The organism is Microtetraspora fusca (assembly GCF_001570365.1).
Taxonomy (GTDB): Bacteria; Actinomycetota; Actinomycetes; order Streptosporangiales; family Streptosporangiaceae; genus Microtetraspora; species Microtetraspora fusca.
Genome location: NZ_BBYK01000065.1, coordinates 40,604 through 56,221, shown reverse-complemented (window position 1 = coordinate 56,221; position 15,618 = coordinate 40,604). Strand labels below are relative to the sequence as shown.

At 72.4% G+C, this 15,618-nt stretch carries 13 protein-coding genes; 2 read left to right on the top strand and 11 right to left on the bottom strand.

The annotated features are described in order from the left end of the window. Positions 1-8: 8 nt before the first annotated feature. Complete coding sequence (locus AWQ68_RS30945) at positions 9-1,169, bottom strand: UDP-N-acetylglucosamine--N-acetylmuramyl-(pentapeptide) pyrophosphoryl-undecaprenol N-acetylglucosamine transferase (RefSeq protein WP_066947138.1); 1,161 nt, start codon at positions 1,167-1,169, stop codon at positions 9-11. A 73-nt stretch (positions 1,170-1,242) separates the two neighbouring features. Beyond that, positions 1,243-2,124 (bottom strand): helix-turn-helix transcriptional regulator, encoded by an 882-nt coding sequence (locus AWQ68_RS30940; protein WP_084464587.1) that lies wholly within the window; start codon positions 2,122-2,124, stop codon positions 1,243-1,245. Between the two features lie 91 nt (positions 2,125-2,215). Between AWQ68_RS30940 and AWQ68_RS30935 the strand changes: the two genes are divergently transcribed. Further along, positions 2,216-3,958, top strand: a complete 1,743-nt coding sequence (locus tag AWQ68_RS30935; RefSeq protein ID WP_218007109.1) for a glycoside hydrolase family 35 protein — start codon at positions 2,216-2,218, stop codon at positions 3,956-3,958. 21 nt (positions 3,959-3,979) lie between these two features. Here AWQ68_RS30935 and AWQ68_RS30930 read toward each other — a convergent pair whose 3' ends face one another. The 3 genes from AWQ68_RS30930 to AWQ68_RS30920 form a co-directional block, all read right to left on the bottom strand. Next, positions 3,980-4,807 (bottom strand): carbohydrate ABC transporter permease, encoded by an 828-nt coding sequence (locus AWQ68_RS30930; protein WP_066947131.1) that lies wholly within the window; start codon positions 4,805-4,807, stop codon positions 3,980-3,982. A 15-nt stretch (positions 4,808-4,822) separates the two neighbouring features. Beyond that, a complete protein-coding gene (locus tag AWQ68_RS30925) occupies positions 4,823-5,737 on the bottom strand; it encodes a carbohydrate ABC transporter permease (RefSeq protein ID WP_084464585.1) in 915 nt (304 codons plus the stop codon). A gap of 72 nt (positions 5,738-5,809) precedes the next feature. Beyond that, positions 5,810-7,153 carry an ABC transporter substrate-binding protein gene (locus AWQ68_RS30920; protein ID WP_066947128.1) on the bottom strand — a complete coding sequence of 448 codons (1,344 nt, stop codon included), beginning with the start codon at positions 7,151-7,153 and terminating at the stop codon, positions 5,810-5,812. Between the two features lie 238 nt (positions 7,154-7,391). Here AWQ68_RS30920 and AWQ68_RS30915 point away from each other — a divergent pair, with 238 nt between their 5' ends. After that, positions 7,392-7,871, top strand: coding sequence for a nucleoside deaminase (locus tag AWQ68_RS30915; protein WP_066947125.1), 480 nt, complete (start codon positions 7,392-7,394; stop codon positions 7,869-7,871). A gap of 132 nt (positions 7,872-8,003) precedes the next feature. Here the strand turns inward: AWQ68_RS30915 and AWQ68_RS30910 are convergent, their stop codons facing one another. The 6 genes from AWQ68_RS30910 to AWQ68_RS30885 form a co-directional block, all read right to left on the bottom strand. Beyond that, a complete protein-coding gene (locus tag AWQ68_RS30910; RefSeq protein ID WP_066947123.1) occupies positions 8,004-9,524 on the bottom strand; it encodes an FGGY-family carbohydrate kinase in 1,521 nt (506 codons plus the stop codon). After that, complete coding sequence (locus tag AWQ68_RS30905; protein ID WP_066947121.1) at positions 9,521-11,176, bottom strand: glycerol-3-phosphate dehydrogenase/oxidase; 1,656 nt, start codon at positions 11,174-11,176, stop codon at positions 9,521-9,523. Before AWQ68_RS30905 ends, AWQ68_RS30910 begins: the two co-directional genes overlap by 4 nt. An 81-nt stretch (positions 11,177-11,257) precedes the next feature. Continuing rightward, positions 11,258-12,148 (bottom strand): 3-hydroxy-5-phosphonooxypentane-2,4-dione thiolase, encoded by an 891-nt coding sequence (gene lsrF, locus AWQ68_RS30900; protein WP_066947120.1) that lies wholly within the window; start codon positions 12,146-12,148, stop codon positions 11,258-11,260. Next, on the bottom strand, positions 12,141-13,154 hold the full coding sequence (locus AWQ68_RS30895) for an ABC transporter permease (RefSeq protein ID WP_066947119.1): 1,014 nt from the start codon (positions 13,152-13,154) through the stop codon (positions 12,141-12,143). Before AWQ68_RS30895 ends, lsrF begins: the two co-directional genes overlap by 8 nt. Further along, entirely contained in the window at positions 13,151-14,110 is a 960-nt protein-coding gene (locus tag AWQ68_RS30890) for an ABC transporter permease (protein ID WP_066947118.1), read from the bottom strand. The genes AWQ68_RS30895 and AWQ68_RS30890 overlap by 4 nt, the downstream gene beginning before the upstream one ends. After that, the gene (locus tag AWQ68_RS30885; protein WP_066947117.1) at positions 14,103-15,611 is read right to left on the bottom strand and encodes a sugar ABC transporter ATP-binding protein; all 1,509 of its coding nucleotides are present in this window, start codon (positions 15,609-15,611) and stop codon (positions 14,103-14,105) included. Before AWQ68_RS30885 ends, AWQ68_RS30890 begins: the two co-directional genes overlap by 8 nt. Positions 15,612-15,618 lie beyond the last annotated feature (7 nt).

Sequence of the window (15,618 nt, the reverse complement as noted above, 5' to 3'; positions counted from 1 at the left end):
TCCCGGGCCTACGGCAGGACGCCGGCCTCGTCGAGGATGACCTGGGCGAGCGCGTCCGCGGCGTCGAGGCGGCCGAGTGACTTGGCCGCCCACGCCATCGCGGCGCGGTCGCCCGGGTTGCCCAGCAGGGCGTTCAGCTCGGCGAGGAGCAGGTCCGACCCCGGCCGGTCCTCCAGGATGGCCCGGGCGGCGCCTGACTCGGCCAGATAGCGGGCGTTCTGCCGCTGCTCGTCCCCGGCGGACGGCACCAGCGGGATGAGCACGGACGGCTTGCCCACGGCGGTCAGCTCGGCAATCGTGCCCGCCCCGCTGCGCGAGACCACGATGTCGGCGGCGGCGAACACGTCCGCCAGCTCGCTCCCGATGTACGGCACCGGGTGGTAGCGCCGCCGCAGCTCCGCGGGGAGGCGGGCGGCGGCCAGCGAGAGCTGGTCGATCCAGCCCGCGCCGCACTGGTGCAGCACTTGGGACCGGGTGAGCAGCGAGGGCAGGATCTCCTCGATCATCGTGTTGATCTGGCGGCTGCCCTGGGCGCCGCCGGTGACGTAGATGAGCGGCAGGCCCGGCGTGAGGCCGAAGTGCTCCCACACCGAGGCGGCGTCGCCGTGCACGAGGTGCGGCCGGATCGGGTTGCCGGTGACCACGGCGCGCTCGCGGGCCCGTCCCGGCAGGTGGTCGAGCGAGGACGGGTGGGTGAGCGCGATCCGCGAGGCGAACCGGGCCAGGATCCGGTTGGCCAGGCCGAGCGCGGTGATCTGCTCGTGCATCACCAGCGGCCGGCCGAGGACCCGGGAGGCCAGGCCGATCGGCACGCACACGTACCCGCCGGTGGACAGCACGACGTCCGGCCGGTAGCGAGCCGCGATGACGGCGGCCTGGGTCAGGCCCACCGGGATCCGGAACATGTCGGCGAAGTTCGACGCCAGCTCGCGGAAATTGGGCCGGCGGCGCAGCTTCCCGGCCTTGATCGCCCGGAACGGGATGCCGTTCTCGGCGCTGACTCGGGCCTCCAAGCCGTCGGCCGTGCCCACCCACAGCACGTCGAGGTCGTATCCCGCCGCCATGGCACGTTCCCGGACCGCCCCGATGGTGGTCAGCGCCGGGTAGGTGTGCCCGCCGGTCCCACCCCCCGTCACGAGCAGCCGCAGGCTTCGTCGGTCTCCGGCCATTCCCGTTCGTCCTCTCAACGATGTCCACACTTGCGGAGCATTACTTTTCCACGAATGCGGCCATGCCCCGACATCAGGAACCGAACGGCCCCCGCGACTGCTGCTCCCTGAACACGCTCGGGGCGACCCCCACGCGCCGTGTGAAGAGCCGGGTGAAGTATCCGGGATCGTCGTACCCGACCCTGCGGGCGACCGCGGCCACCCCGAGGTCGGTGCCGGCCAGCAGTTCCTTGGCCTGGTTGAGGCGGATCGTCAGCACGTACTCCTTGGGGCTGCACCCGGCGCTGCGCCGTACGGCGTCGCGGAGGTCGGCGACCCGCATGGAGAGGCGGCGGGCGTGTTCGGGCACCGACAGCGGCAGACAGGCGTCCCTGGCCAGGCTCTCCAGCACCGGGTTGCCGTTGGGATCGTGGTCGGCCCGGCTGCGGCGCAGGGTCACCAGCAGCTCGTGGACGGCGGCGGAGGTCTCGACCTCCATGTGGGGGCCGCCGCGGCGGCAGGCCGCGGCCATCTTCTTGACCACCAGGTGGGCGGGCTCGGCCGACGACAGTGGGACGACCGCCTCCTCCGGGTCGAGGAACCCCAGCTCACCGTACGCGGCGACGGACGGGCCGGTGAAGTCGGCGAAGCACTCCGACCAGCCCGGCTCGTACGGGCCGTAGTGGTGCTCCACGCCGGGGAACAGCCACAGGAGCACGGGGGCGGCCACGTCCACCGGCGGACGGCCGTCCCAGGAGAACCAGCCCTGGCCGGACAGGACGATCACGGCGACGTGGTGGTCGAGGACGCGGGGGCCGACGGCGGGCAGCCGCCCCCGCTGGGTGCCGACCGCCAGGCAGGCGAGCCCCAGCCGCCGGTGGACCGGACTCGGAGTGAGGTAGTGCCACCAGTGCTCCCAGGGCTCCTGCCCCTGCACCCAGTCGATGGGTCCAACAGGACGCCGCGAATTGTCCATGGTCGCCCCACCCCGCCCTCGGCAAGCTCGTGCCCCGGGGATCGTAATGAGACTGAATGACGATCCCGTCACGAACCGAGGGGGATCGTCCGTGGGGACTTTCACGATCGAGGGCGGCGTGTTCCGGCTGAACGGCGAGGAGTTCCGCCTGCTCTCCGGCGCCATGCACTACTTCCGGGTGCATCCGGACCAGTGGTCGCACCGGCTGGCGATGATGCGGGCCATGGGGCTCAACACCGTTGAGACCTATGTGCCGTGGAACCTGCACGAGCCGCGTCCGGGCGTGTGCCGGCGCCTGGACGATCTCGACCGCTTCCTCGACGCGGCGGCGGACGCGGACCTGCACGCGATCGTGCGGCCGGGGCCGTACATCTGCGCGGAGTGGGACAACGGCGGCCTGCCGTGGTGGGTGACCGGCCGGCTGCGGACGAGCGACCCGGAGTTCATCGCCCACGTGGACCGGTGGTTCGCCCGGCTCCTCCCCCGTGTCGCGGCGCGCCAGATCACCCGGGGCGGCAACGTGCTGATGGTGCAGGTGGAGAACGAGTACGGCTCGTACGGCACGGATACCGCCTACCTGCGCCACCTCGCGGACACCATGCGCGCGTCGGGGATCGACGTCCCGCTGTTCACCGCGGACGGAGCGGAGGACCACATGCTGACCGGCGGCTCCCTTCCGGGGGTGCTCGCCACCGCCACGTTCGGCTCCGATCCCGCGCGGGCCCTCGACACCCTGCGGCGCCACCGGCCGGACGACCCGCTGGTCTGCATGGAGCTGTGGATCGGCTGGTTCGACCACTGGGGGAACCAGCGGGTCACCCGGGACACAGCCGAGGCCGCCGCCGTGCTGGAGGAGGTGCTGGAGGCGGGCGCGTCCGTCAACATCTACATGGCGCACGGGGGCACGAACTTCGGGACCTGGGCCGGGGCGAACCGCGACCTGGAGACCGGCGCCTACCTGCCCACGATCACGTCGTACGACTACGACGCGCCCATCAGCGAGAACGGGGCGGCGACGGAGAAGTTCCGGCTCTTCCGCGACGTGCTGACGCGCTACAACCCCGCGCCGGAACCCCCGCCCACGCCGCCCGTGCTGCCCCCGACCACCGTGCGGCTGACCGAGTCGGCGGCGCTGCTGCCCGCGCTGCCCGCGCTGGCGGGACCGCCCATCGGCGGCCCGACGCCCCCGTCGTTCGAGGAACTCGGGCTCGACCACGGCCTGGTCCGTTACCGGGTGGAGGTCCCCGGGCCACGCGGGCCGTACCCGCTGGTTGTGGACGGCCTGCACGACCGGGCCCATGTCTACGTGGACGGCGTCCGCGTGGCCGTGCTGGACCGCGTGGACCAGAAGGAGCACCGGGCGGTGGAAGTGTCCGGCCCGGCCACGGTGGAGCTGCTGGTCGAGTCGCTCGGGCGGTTGAACTACGGCCCGCTGATGGGCGAGCACAAGGGCGTCACCGGCGGGATCAGGCACGAGCGGCAGTACCTCCACGGCGTGACCGCGGAGGCCGTCGCGCTCGGCGACCTGCGGTTCGGCAGCGCGGGCGAGGTCCCGTTCCGGTCCGGTACGGCGGCCGCCGTACCGGCCTTCTTCCGAGGCGCGGTCACGGTGGAGGAACCCGCCGACACGTTCCTCGCGCTGCCGGGGTGGGGGCACGGCTACGTCTGGGTCAACGGCTTCTGTCTGGGCCGCTACTGGTCGATCGGGCCGCAGCGCACGCTCTACGTCCCCGGCCCCCTGCTGCGGGCCGGGGACAACGAGATCGTCGTCCTGGAGCTGGACGCGGCCGGGGAACCCGTCGTGGAGCTGCGGCCGGAGCCCGACCTCGGGTGAGTCCGCGCGCCGCGGGCACGGTCACAGCTTGACGCTCCCGGCGGCGAGATCGGCCTTCCAGAAGCGTTGCAGCGACACGAAGGCCAGGATGACGGGGACGATCGAGATGAGGGCGCCCGTGACGACGGCGTCGCGCAGGAAGCCGGTGCGGATGCCGTGCCACTTGACCAGGCCCAGGGTGACGGGCCACAGGGCCTGGTCGTTGAGCACCATCATCGGCAGGAAGAAGTTGTTCCAGATCGCCACGAACTGGAACAAGAACAGCGTCACCAGCGCGGGCGCCATCAGCCGGATCCCCACGGTGAAGAAGATCCGCAGCTCCCCCGCCCCGTCGATGCGGCCCGCCTCCAGCAGCGTGCCGGGCACCGCCGCCTCCGCGTACGCGCGGGCGAGGTAGACGCCGAACGGGCTGACCATGCACGGCAGCAGCACGCCCCACATGGTGTTCAACAGGCCGAGCCGGCTCTCCAGGAGGTACAGCGGAAGCGTGATCAGCGGGGCGGGGATGAGGACCGCCCCCATGACGATCGCGAACACGACGCCGCGGCCGCGGAAGGGGTACTTCGCCAGCGCGTACCCCGCCATGGCCGCGAGCAGCGTCGCCCCGAGCGCGCCTCCCCCGGAGTAGATCAGGGTGTTCAGCAGCCAGCGGGAGTACAGACCACCGTCCTGCGACATCACCCGGTCGATGTTGCCCGCCAGGTGGAGGTCGCCGCCGAACCAGAGGCCGGGCGTGTCGAACAGGTCGGCGGCCGACTTGGTGGCGGACACGACCATCCACCACACCGGCAGCAGGATGTAGACGGCGACGACGAACAGGAACGCGGTGGTGAGCACCTGGGCTCGCATGGACGGTCTCATCGGTCACATCACTCCGCGTCGGGTGAGCCAGGCGGACAGCCGCAGGAAGAGGAAGGACAGCGCGCCGGCAAGCAGGGCGAGCACGATGGCGATCGCCGACCCCAACGCGTAGTCGTTGTTGTCCAGCGCGACCTGGAGCGACCACATCAGCGGCGTGTAGCTCTTGGAGACGGTGGTGGTGACGCCGCTCAGCACGGTCGGCTCGTTGAAGAGCTGCAGCGTGCCGATGATGGAGAAGACGCCGGTCAGGATGAGCGACGGGCGGACCATCGGCACCTTGATCGACCAGGCGATCCGCCAGGCACTCGCCCCGTCCATCGCCGCCGCCTCGCACAGCTCCCTGGGGATCGCCCGCAATGCCGAGTAGATGACCAGCATGTTGAAGCCGGTCCACGTCCACGTGACGATGTTGCCGATCGACCACAGCACCACGTCGCCGTCGAGCAGGTCCAGCCCGAACGGCGAGATCTCCGGTGTGTAGAGGAACGACCAGACGATCGCCGCGATGACGCCCGGCACCGCGTACGGCAGGAAGTAGACGAGCCGGAAGAACCGTTTGAACCGGGCCGCGTGGCCGTCGAGGAGCAGGGCCAGCACCAGCGCCAGGCCGAGCATGATCGGAACCTGCACGATCCCGAACAGCAGCAGCCGCCGCACCCCCGTCAGGAAGGTGTCGTCCCGGAAGACCGCCGCGTAGTTCGCCAGGCCGGAGAAGACCCGCTCCGGCGTCCCGAACCCGAGGCCGGATCGCTTCAGCTTGTACAGGCTCTCGTTGACCGCATAGCCGATGGGGAGCACGAAGAAGACGACGAACAGCGCCCCGAACGGCAGGAGGAAGATCAGCGCCGCCCGATTGGTCGCCCTGCCGATCACCGCCCTGCCACCCCGGCGGGCCGTCTCATGTTGCTGGACTGCCATGTTTTCGCTTTCTGGAGAGGAAACGTCCCGCACGGCGGCGCCGTACGGGACGTCTCACCGGAGGACCGGAGGCTAGCCTTCGGTGACGCTCAGGCCCTTGTCCCTGATGGAGGCCACGGCCTTCTCCTGAACGGTCTTGAGCGCGTCGGCCAGCGTGCCGCCCTTGCTCACCGCCTCGCCCACGGCGGAGTTGAAGGCGTCGTTCACGGCGGGGGTCGTCGGGCCCCAGGCGAAGGTCGGCGCGACCGTCTTGGCCGCCTCGGAGAACACCTCGAAGACCGGCTGGTCGCCGTAGAACGGCCGCGGCGACTTCATCGCGGGCAGCGAGGTGCCGTCGGCGGAGGTCGGGAACAGGCCGCCGTTGACCATCAGGTCGTCGAACGCGGTCTGGTCGGTGGACAGCCAGGTGGCGAACTCCACGGCCTCCTTGGGGTGCGCACATCCCTTCAGCACGGCGTTGGGTGAGCCGCCGACGTTGCCGGTAGCCGTCGTGCCGGGCTCCCAGGAGGGCATCGGGGCGACCGCCCACTTGCCCGAGGTCTTCGGGATCGAGTCCTCGAGCACCTTGGTCATCCACACCGCGCCGACCAGCGAGGCGATCCTGCCGTCGGTGAAATCCTTGAACCAGGCGTCCGACCAGGCGGGCTTGACGTCGACGAGCTTCTTGTCGAGCAGCCCCTGCCAGTAGTTCGCGACCTTGAGCGTGGGCTCGTCGGTGATGCTCACCTTCCACGCGTCGCCGGCGGTGGAGAACCAGCTCGCCCCGGCCTGCCAGGCGTAGCCGCTGAAGCCGTACATGTCGTCCGGGTTGAACGACGTGAGGAAGGCCTTGGGGTCGGCGGCGTGCAGCTTCGCGGCGGCGGCGGCGAACTCGTCCCAGGTCTTCGGCACGTCGATCTTGTGCTTGGCGAGGATGTCCTTGCGGTAGAACATTCCCATCGGCCCGGAGTCAACCGGGACGGCGACCTGCCGTCCGCCGAAGGTGACCGAGTTGACCGCCCACTGCTGGAACTTGGCGTTCGACTCCTTTGCGTACGCGGTGATGTCCTCCAGCGCACCCTCGACGAGGAAACTGGCCAGGGTCTCGCCTCCGACCTGGGCGAGGCACGGAGCGTTGCCCGCCTTCACCGCGCCGAGCATCTTCTGGTAGCCGCCCTTGGCGCCCGGCTCGATCTGGGCGTACTTCACCTGGATGTCCGGGTGAGAGGCGTTCCACGCCTCGGCGGCCTTGTCGTAGCCGGGCGCCCAGCCCCACCACTCGACGGTCACCGGCCCGCCGGCGGCGGCCGACGCCGCGGACGCGGCCGGGGCCGCGGGCTCGCCCGCCCCGCCGCTCCCGCACGCGGCGGCCATGAGGATCGCGGTCATCGCACCGGCCAGCCCTACGGCCGGCCTCGCCTGCTGTGTGACGCCCATGACGCCTTCGTCCTCCCTAGCCCAAGGTGATCCGGTCCGCCGCAACCTTCACTCCGGGGGCAGGGTCCGCTCCATGGACAAACAGCGGCCGATCCTTGCACTTTGCGCACGAGGACCTCGCGGTTCGCGAAGACGCGTGCGCGGACGTGCGGCCGAAGTGCCCAGAAAGAGCATCTTCACGCACGTAACAGGACATGATCTAGCATTGCCGGAGATATCGCACTGCGGGGAGGCGTCCATGGTGACCGAAACGGATCTGCGGCATCTGGAACGCTGTGTGGAGCTGGCGGTCGAGGCACTGGAGGACGGCGACGAGCCGTTCGGCTCCGTGCTTGTCTCGGCGGACGGCGCCGTTCTCGCCGAGGACCGCAACCGGATCGCGGGCGGCGACCGGACCCGCCACCCCGAGTTCGAGCTGGCGCGCTGGGCCGCGGGGAACATGGCGCCCGAGGAACGGGCGGCGGCGACCGTCTATACCTCCGGGGAGCACTGCCCGATGTGCGCGGCCGCGCACGCGTGGGTCGGCCTGGGCCGCATCGTGTACGCGGCCTCGTCCGAGCAGCTCGTCTCCTGGCTGACCGAGCTGGGCGTCCCGGCGGCTCCGGTGCGGGCGCTCCCGATCCAGGAGGTCGCCCCCGGCGTCGCGGTGGAGGGTCCGGTCCTCGAGCTGACCGAACGGGTGCGCGAGCTGCACCGCCGGTACCACACCGCCCGCTGAACCATCGCCGCCGTACACGGAACAGGCCGCGGCCGCCGGTTCGGCGGGCGCGGCCCGCGTGGGTTCCGGCACGACGCCTGAACCGGTCCGCCTGTGACCCAGTACGGCGGACCGGTTCGAACGGCGGGCGGGTCAGGAGTCGGTGCGGTACCGCTCGACCTCCGACCACGGCCCCCACATGCCGGCGAGGACCCGGTCGAACACCTCGCCGTGCCGGACGTACGCCGGCCGGGCCGGGCCGGGACGCACGCACAGGTCGTCCTCGTCGCTGACCGACCACGGCGCGACGTCGTGGCCGAGCGCGGCGGGCAGCAGCGACGCGACGCCGCGCGCGCCCAGCTCGCTGGTGAGCTGGCGACGCACCGGACGGCCGAGGACGTCGGCGAAGATCTGCGCCCACACCTCGGACCTGGCGCCGCCTCCGGCGAGCCGCCACGGGCGGTCGCCGACGTCGGCGCCGCTGGCCAGGACCCGGTCGAGCTGCACCCGGTGGTACTGCGCGACCCCTTCGATCACCGCGCGGGTGAGATGCCCGCGCCGGTGGACGCCCGAGATGCCGAGGAACGTCCCGGACGCGGCGGGGTGCTCGGGTGCGCCGTTCACGAAGGGAAGGAACAGCAGGCCCTCCGCGCCCGGCTCCACCGTGGCCGCCTCGCCCAGCAGCTCGGCCGCCGGCACGCCGCCGACCCGGCCGTGCGGAACCGACGCGGACGCGAGCCACTCCAGGTTGGCGGCCGAGGTCGGCGCGACCTCCATGGCGAGCATGGTGGCGGAGTCGGGCATCAGCGCGCTGAGCGTGACCTCGGGCGCCGGGGTGCCCGCGGGGACGACCACGCCGTTGATGGCCCACGTGCCGACGATGATCGTCACGTCGCCGAGGGCGCGGCCTCCGGCGCCCAGGGTCGCCGCCACGCAGTCCATGCAGCCCGCGATGACCGGCAGTCCCTCAGGCAGGCCGGTGAGTTCGGCCGCCCGCGCGCTCAGCCCGGCGACGATCTCGCCGGACTCGCGCAGCGGCGGGAACCGCTCCAGGTCGCTCGCGGGCAGCCCGACCAGTTCGAGCGCGGTCGCGCTGTACTCGCGGGTGTCCAGGGCCACCATGCCGAACGCGCTCGCGTCGCTGTAGTCGGCGCTCGGCACGCCGGTGAGCTGGCAGGTCACCCAGTCCTTGCAGGACAGCGCCCAGCGGGTGGCGGCGTACGCCTCGGGGTCGGCGTCGCGCAGCCAGCGCAGCAGCACGCTGGGCTGGGCCGCCCACGGGATGGATCCGGTCTCGCGCGCCAGGCGGAGCGCGTCATCCTCGGCGATCTCGTCCACGACGTGCTGGGCCCGGCTGTCCGAGGAGGCGATGGCCGGGGCGACCGGACGCAGGGACGCGTCCACCGGGTACAGCCCGTTGCCGTGCGCGGCCACGCCGATGCCGGCCGCGACGTACCCGTCGGCGGCCAGCTTGCCGGCCAGCTCGGCGAGCAGCGACATGACGGTGTCGGCGAGCGCGACCATGTCCACGTCGTGCCGGTGCGCGGTCACCGCGGTGCGCGGCGTGCGGGCGTGGACCACGCCGATCTCGTTGCCCTCGGCGTCGAAGGCGGCGGCCTTCGACGCGGTGAGGCCGACGTCCACGCCGATGTAGCAGGGGGTCGGGTCGGTCACGGGGTCCTCCTGTCGCTGCCGCTGGATGTCGAGGTGGCCAGGACTCGGGGGCGGAAGCGGCGCAGCTCCGCCTCGTAGTCGGCGACCTCGGCGCGCGCCCGCGCCTCGTCCCACCCGAGATGCCGTACGGCGACGTCGGCGCAGGCGGGGGCGGCCGACAGGCCCATGTCCGCGCCGAGCCCGACAAGGATACGCCGCAGCAGGATGTCACTCAGCGTCACGGCCCCCTCCTCGCGGACGGCCATGACGACCTCGGCGGCCAGCGCGCCGGTCTCGGCGTCCACGACCTCCGCCAGCGACGGGTCCTCGGCGGCGAGTTCGAGCACCCGGCGGGCGCGCACGCCGTAGAGGGTGAGCAGGCGGCGCGACTGCCGGCCGGAGAGCGGCGAGGAGCGGATGAAGTCCTGGGCGAACGCCTTCCAGTCGGAGGTCTCCGCGCCGGGGAACGGCCGCTCCCGGGTGATGCACCGCCGCGGGCGGCGGCCGAGCACGCGCAGCACCTCGTCGGTGACGTCCTCGGCGAGCGCGCGGTGGGTGGTCAGCTTGCCGCCGATGACGGTGAGCAGCCCCTCGTACGCGGGGGCGTGGTTGAGCACCGTGTGCCCCCGGCTGATCTTGGCGTTGTCCGACACACCCTCGGTGTACGGCAGCGGCCGCACCCCGGCGATGCTGTACAGCACGTCGGACGGCGTGAGCCGGGCGTCGGGGAAGATCCGGTTCGTCTCGGCGAGCAGGTAATCGATCTCGGCGTCGCTGGCGACGACCTCGTCCAGGTCGCCCTCGTAGGTGAGGTCGGTGCTGCCCAGGACGTACCGGCCCTGCCAGGGGAAGACGAAGATCGGCCGCTGGTCGGCGGCGGCCTCGAAGAAGATGCAGGTGTCGGGGGCACCGGGGAACGGGTCCACGATGACGTGGCTGCCCTTGGTGCCGCCGTTGAGGCGGCGGCTCTTCACCTGGCCGTCGAGGATGCGGTCGATCCACGGCCCGGCCGCGTTGACGGTGAGGGCGGCCCGGATCTCGCTCCGCTCGCCGGTGGCGTTGTCCTCGATCCGCAGGCCGCGAACCTGGTCGCCCTCGACGATCAGCCCGGTGACGGTGGTGTAGGTGAGCACACGCGCCCCGAGCCGCTGGGCGTCGAGAAGCAGCTCGACGCAGAGCCGCTCGGCCCACGGCACCTGCGCGTCGTGGAACAGGGCCGCGCCGCGCAGCCCCTTGCGGGACAGCGTGGGCCAGCGGCGGGCGACCTTGCGCACGGAGACGCCGCGGCTGACGCCGCGCCCGCGGTTCATGGCCATGACGTCGAACGCCGCCAGGCCGAGCCTGATCAGGGGGCCGGGCCTGCTGTCCCCCTCGTAGAAGGGGATGAGCATCGGGTAGTCCCGGACGAGGTGCGGCGCGGTGCGGAACAGCAGGTGCCGCTCGCGGATGGACTCGTGCACGAGCGTGAAGTCGTAGCGTTCGAGGTACTTCAGGCCGCCGTGGATCAGCCTGCTCGACGTGCTCGACGTTCCCGCGCCCACGTCGGCGCGGTCGACGACGACGACGCGCAACCCGCGGGCGGCGGCGTCTCGGGCTACGGCGAGCCCGTTGATACCGGCTCCGATGACGGCGAGGTCGACGACGTCGTCACGTCCGGCGTGGTGGTGCGGCATGGGGTTGCTCCCGGGAATGGCGGGCGCGGGTCCCCGCCGCGGCACTGCCGATGCCGCCCGGGGACCCGCGCCCTGGAAGGGTCAGGACGCTGCGGTGCCGGCGGCCGAGCGCTCCTTGAAGAGCTCGAGGGCCTCCTCCGGCTTCAGACCGTCGTGAACGACCGCGCGCACGGCGGCGAGCATCGCCGCGGGGTGCTCGCTCTGGAAGATGTTGCGGCCCATGTCCACGCCGGCGGCGCCCTCCTGGATGGAGCGGTACGCCATGGTCAGCGCGTCCAGCTCGGGCAGCTTCTTGCCCCCGGCCACGATGATCGGCACCGGGCAGCTCGCGGTGACGGTCTCGAAGCCCTCCGAGACGTAGTACGTCTTGACGATGTGCGCGCCCATCTCGGCGCTGATCCGGGTCGCCAGCCGGAAGTAGCGGGCGTCACGGACCATGTCCTTGCCGACGGCGGTGACGCCGAGGACGGCGACGCCGTGCCGCTGGCCGGCGTCCACGAGCTTGGCCAGGTTGGCGACCGAGCGCGACTCGTGCTCGCCGCCGACGAACACCTGGATGGCCAGGGCGTCCGCGTTGAGGCGGACCGCGTCCTCGATGTCGAGCGCGATGTGCTCGTCGGACAGCTCGCGCAGGATGCTCGGGCCGCCGCTGGCGCGCAGCACGATGCCGGCGCTGGTGGTGGAGGGGATGCTGGTGCGCAGCGCGCCCCGCGTCATCATGATCGCGTCGGCGTCGGGCACGAGCGGCGCGATGTTGGTGTCGAGACGCTCCAGGCCCGCCATCGGCCCGACGAAGTAGCCGTGGTCGAACGCGAGCATGACCGTCCGCCCGGTGTCCGGCCGGAAGATGCGGGACAGCCGGTTCTGCAGCCCCCAGTCCTGCGCGTGCGCGCCCTTCACGTGGAAGCCGCCCGCCGGGGCCGCGGACGTCCCGAAGTCGCGGGCGTCGATCAGGCCGTCGGTGTCAGCCATGAGTGTTGTCTCCTGTTGTTGTGGTGGTCGCGGCCGCCGTTCGCGGCCGTCTTCTGAATCGGGAGGCCGTGCCCCCGGCACGGTCACCCCCGCCGGCAAGGAAGAGGACGAAGAGCACCAGGCCGCCCTTCAGCAGGTTCTGCGCGGCCGTGCTCCAGCCCACGAGGTTGACCAGGCCGTCGAGCAGGATGAAGAAGAGACCCGCTCCCCACACGCCCACCGGCACGGCCCGGCCGCCGGAGATGAGCGTGCCGCCGATGACGACGACGGCGACGGAGTCGAGCAGGTAGCGCGTGCCGAGGTCGGCGGAGGGCGCGATGTAGGCCGCGAGCAGGGCGCCCGTCAGCCCGGCGAGCGCGCCGCTCACCAGGTACGTGGTCGCGATGACGCGGGCGACCGGGATGCCGGCCCGCTCCGCGGCCCTGCGGTTCTGCCCGACCGCGATCAGGGAGCGGCCGTAGACCGTACGGCGCAGCAGCAGGATGACCAGCCCGGTCAGGGCCGCGACGGCCACGGCGAGGATGGGGATGCCCGCCGGGCGCACGTTGAGGAGCTGCCGCAGGCCGGGGTCGGGCACCGCGGTGAAGCCGTTCGCCAGGGACAGCGTGACCGACGAGGCGACGAGCCCGGCGGCCAGCGTGGCGATGATCGGCGGCACGGACAGTCCGAGGATGGCCACGGTGCTGATGACCGCGACGAGGACGCCGACGCCGATGCCCGCGAGGATGCCGACGGTCGCCGACCCGGTCGAGCCGGCCACCCCGACCGAGACGAACCCGGCGAGCGAGATGATCGGCGCCACCGACACGTCGATGTTGCCGGGGCCGGCCGTGATGACGAGCATCTGGCCGAGTCCCACGACGACGAGGTAGGGCGCCAGGGACAGCGCGAGCGACACCGTCTGGCCGCCGCCCTGGCCCGAGATGGCCATGATGATCGCCCAGACGAGCACCGCCGCGGCGAAGCCCCAGATCCACGGGCGCGAGACGATCGTGCGGATGTTCATCGCAGCACCTTCCCGACCACGACGCGGCCGGCGAGCACGGCCAGGACGATCACGCCTTGCACGGCGGACTGCATGTTCGACTGCACGTCGAGCAGGCTGAGGACGACGCTGACCAGCCCGAGCGTCACACCGCCGATGGCCACGCCCCACGGCACGGCGCTCCCGCCGAAGAAGGAGCCGCCGCCGAGGATCACCGCGGCCACGGTCATGAGCGTGTAGCTGGAGGCCGACGACACGTCGCCGCCTCCGGTCTGCGAGGCCAGCATGAGGCCGGAGAGCACGCCGAGCGCGCCCGCCACCGTGTACGCGATGACGCGGGAGGTGAGCGGCCGCAGCCCGGCCCGCTGCAACGCCACGGGGTTGCTGCCGAGGCCGCGCATCCGCACCCCGAGGGCGCTGCGCGAGGTGAGCAGGTACACCACCAGGGCGACGACCAGGATCGGCAGCAGCGGCGCGGGGAACCCGGCGGGCTGCCACGAGCCGAGCGACGCCAGCCACTCGGGGGTCGAGCCACCGGGCGTCGGCAGGATGAACAGGCCGAGCCCCAGCCAGACGAACGAGGCGCCGAGGGTCGCGATCAGCGACGGCACACGGCGCAGGTGGATGAGCGCGCCCAGCACCGCGTACGCGGCGACGAGACCGATCAGGGTCAGGGCCCCGAGCAGCGGCGACGTCACCAGCGTGGTGGCCGAGACGACCGTGACCAGGCCGACGAAGTTGCCGATCCCGAGGTCGATGTCGCCGACCGACATGAGGGCCATCTGGGCCTGGGCGGCGATGACGAGCGGCACGGTCGCCGACAGCACGAGCGTCAGGCCGCCCACGCTCAGCACGTCCGACTGCAGCGAGGCGCAGACCGTGATCATCACGGCGAGGGCGACGGCGCTGACCACGGCCGGCGCCGTGCGGCGCATCCTGGCCCGGGACGGCAGGGCCGACGCGAGGAGCTCACTCATTGCTCTGCTCTCCATCCGACTCCGCGAAGGAGACGGCGATGATCCGTTCCTCGGAGATCTCTTCGCCGACCAGCTCGGCGACCACGCGGCCGGCGCGGAACACGTAGACCCGGTCGCAGTGGGCCATCTCCGCGTTCTCGCTGGAGTACCAGACGACGCTCCGGCCCTGCGCCGCCTCCTGCCGGATCAGGGCGTACAGGTCGGTCTTGGTGTGCACGTCCACGCCGCGGAAGGGGTCGTCGAGCAGCACCAGCTCCGCCGTGGAGGCGAACGCCCGGGCGACGATGACCTTCTGCTGGTTGCCGCCGCTCAGCTCGGTGATACCGGCGTCCGCGCCGCCGCGGATCGCCAGCCGCTCGACCCAGTCGCCGACCGCCGCGCGCTCCTCGGCCGGGCGGCGCAGGCCCTGGCGTGCGAGGCCGCGCATGGCGGTGACGATGAGGTTCTCGGCGACGCTCCACAGGGGCAGCACGCCGGAGCGCTGCCGGTCGCCGGGCACGTACGCGCGGGTGCCGACCACCGTGGTGTCGCGCCGGACGGGGTGCCACAGGCGTTCGAGCACCTCCTGCTGGCCCTGCCCGGCCAGCCCGGCGAGGCCCACGACCTCGCCGGCGCCGACCCGCAGGGAGACCTCGCGCAGGCCGGGTCCGGTGGCGCCGCGCAGCTCGGCCACGACCGGCCGGTCGGCGGCGTCCCCCGCGGCACGGGCGGCGGCGCGGTCCTGCTCCGAGGGGACCGCGACATGCGCGCCCATCAGGGTCAGCACGTCCTGCTCGCCCAGCCCCTCGGCGAACCGCTCGGCGGTGACCGCGCCGTCGCGCAGCACGGCGACGCGGTCGGCCACCGAGAGGACCTCCCGGATGCGGTGCGAGATGAGCAGCACCGCGGTGCCCGCCGCGGTCAGCGTGCGGACGTAGTCGTACAGCGAGCGCGCCGCGTCGGGGCCGAGCGACTCGGTCGGCTCGTCCAGGATGAGCAGGTCGAGCCGGTCCACGAGGCTGGCCCGGGTGATCTCGACCATCTGGCGCTGGGCCAGCGACAGGTCCTCGACCCGGTCGCGCGGCGTCACGCCGTGGCCCGGGAACATCTCGTCGAGGCGGCGGCGTACGGCGTCGCTCGCGGCGCGCCGCCAGCCCAGGCGCGGGAGGCAGTGCCGCGACGACACCCAGATGTTCTCCGCCACCGTGAGATCGGGGCAGAGCGAGGTCTCCTGGTAGGCCATCCGCACCGCGCGGAAGTCCTCCGCGCGTGGTCCGGCCGCGCCGGAGACCTCCTTCCCGTGCACCAGGACCGCGCCCTCGTCGCAGGCCTCCAGCCCGGCGAGCACGCGCATCAGCGTGCTCTTGCCGGCGCCGTTGTGGCCGACGAGCCCGAGCACCTCGCCCGCGCGGACCTCAAGGTCCACGCCGGCGAGCGCCCGGGTGCGCCCGTACGTCTTGGTCACGCCCTTGGCGACGACGACGGGCTCGCCGGCCCGCGGTCCCCGGTTGTCCACGTGCATGCCCTCC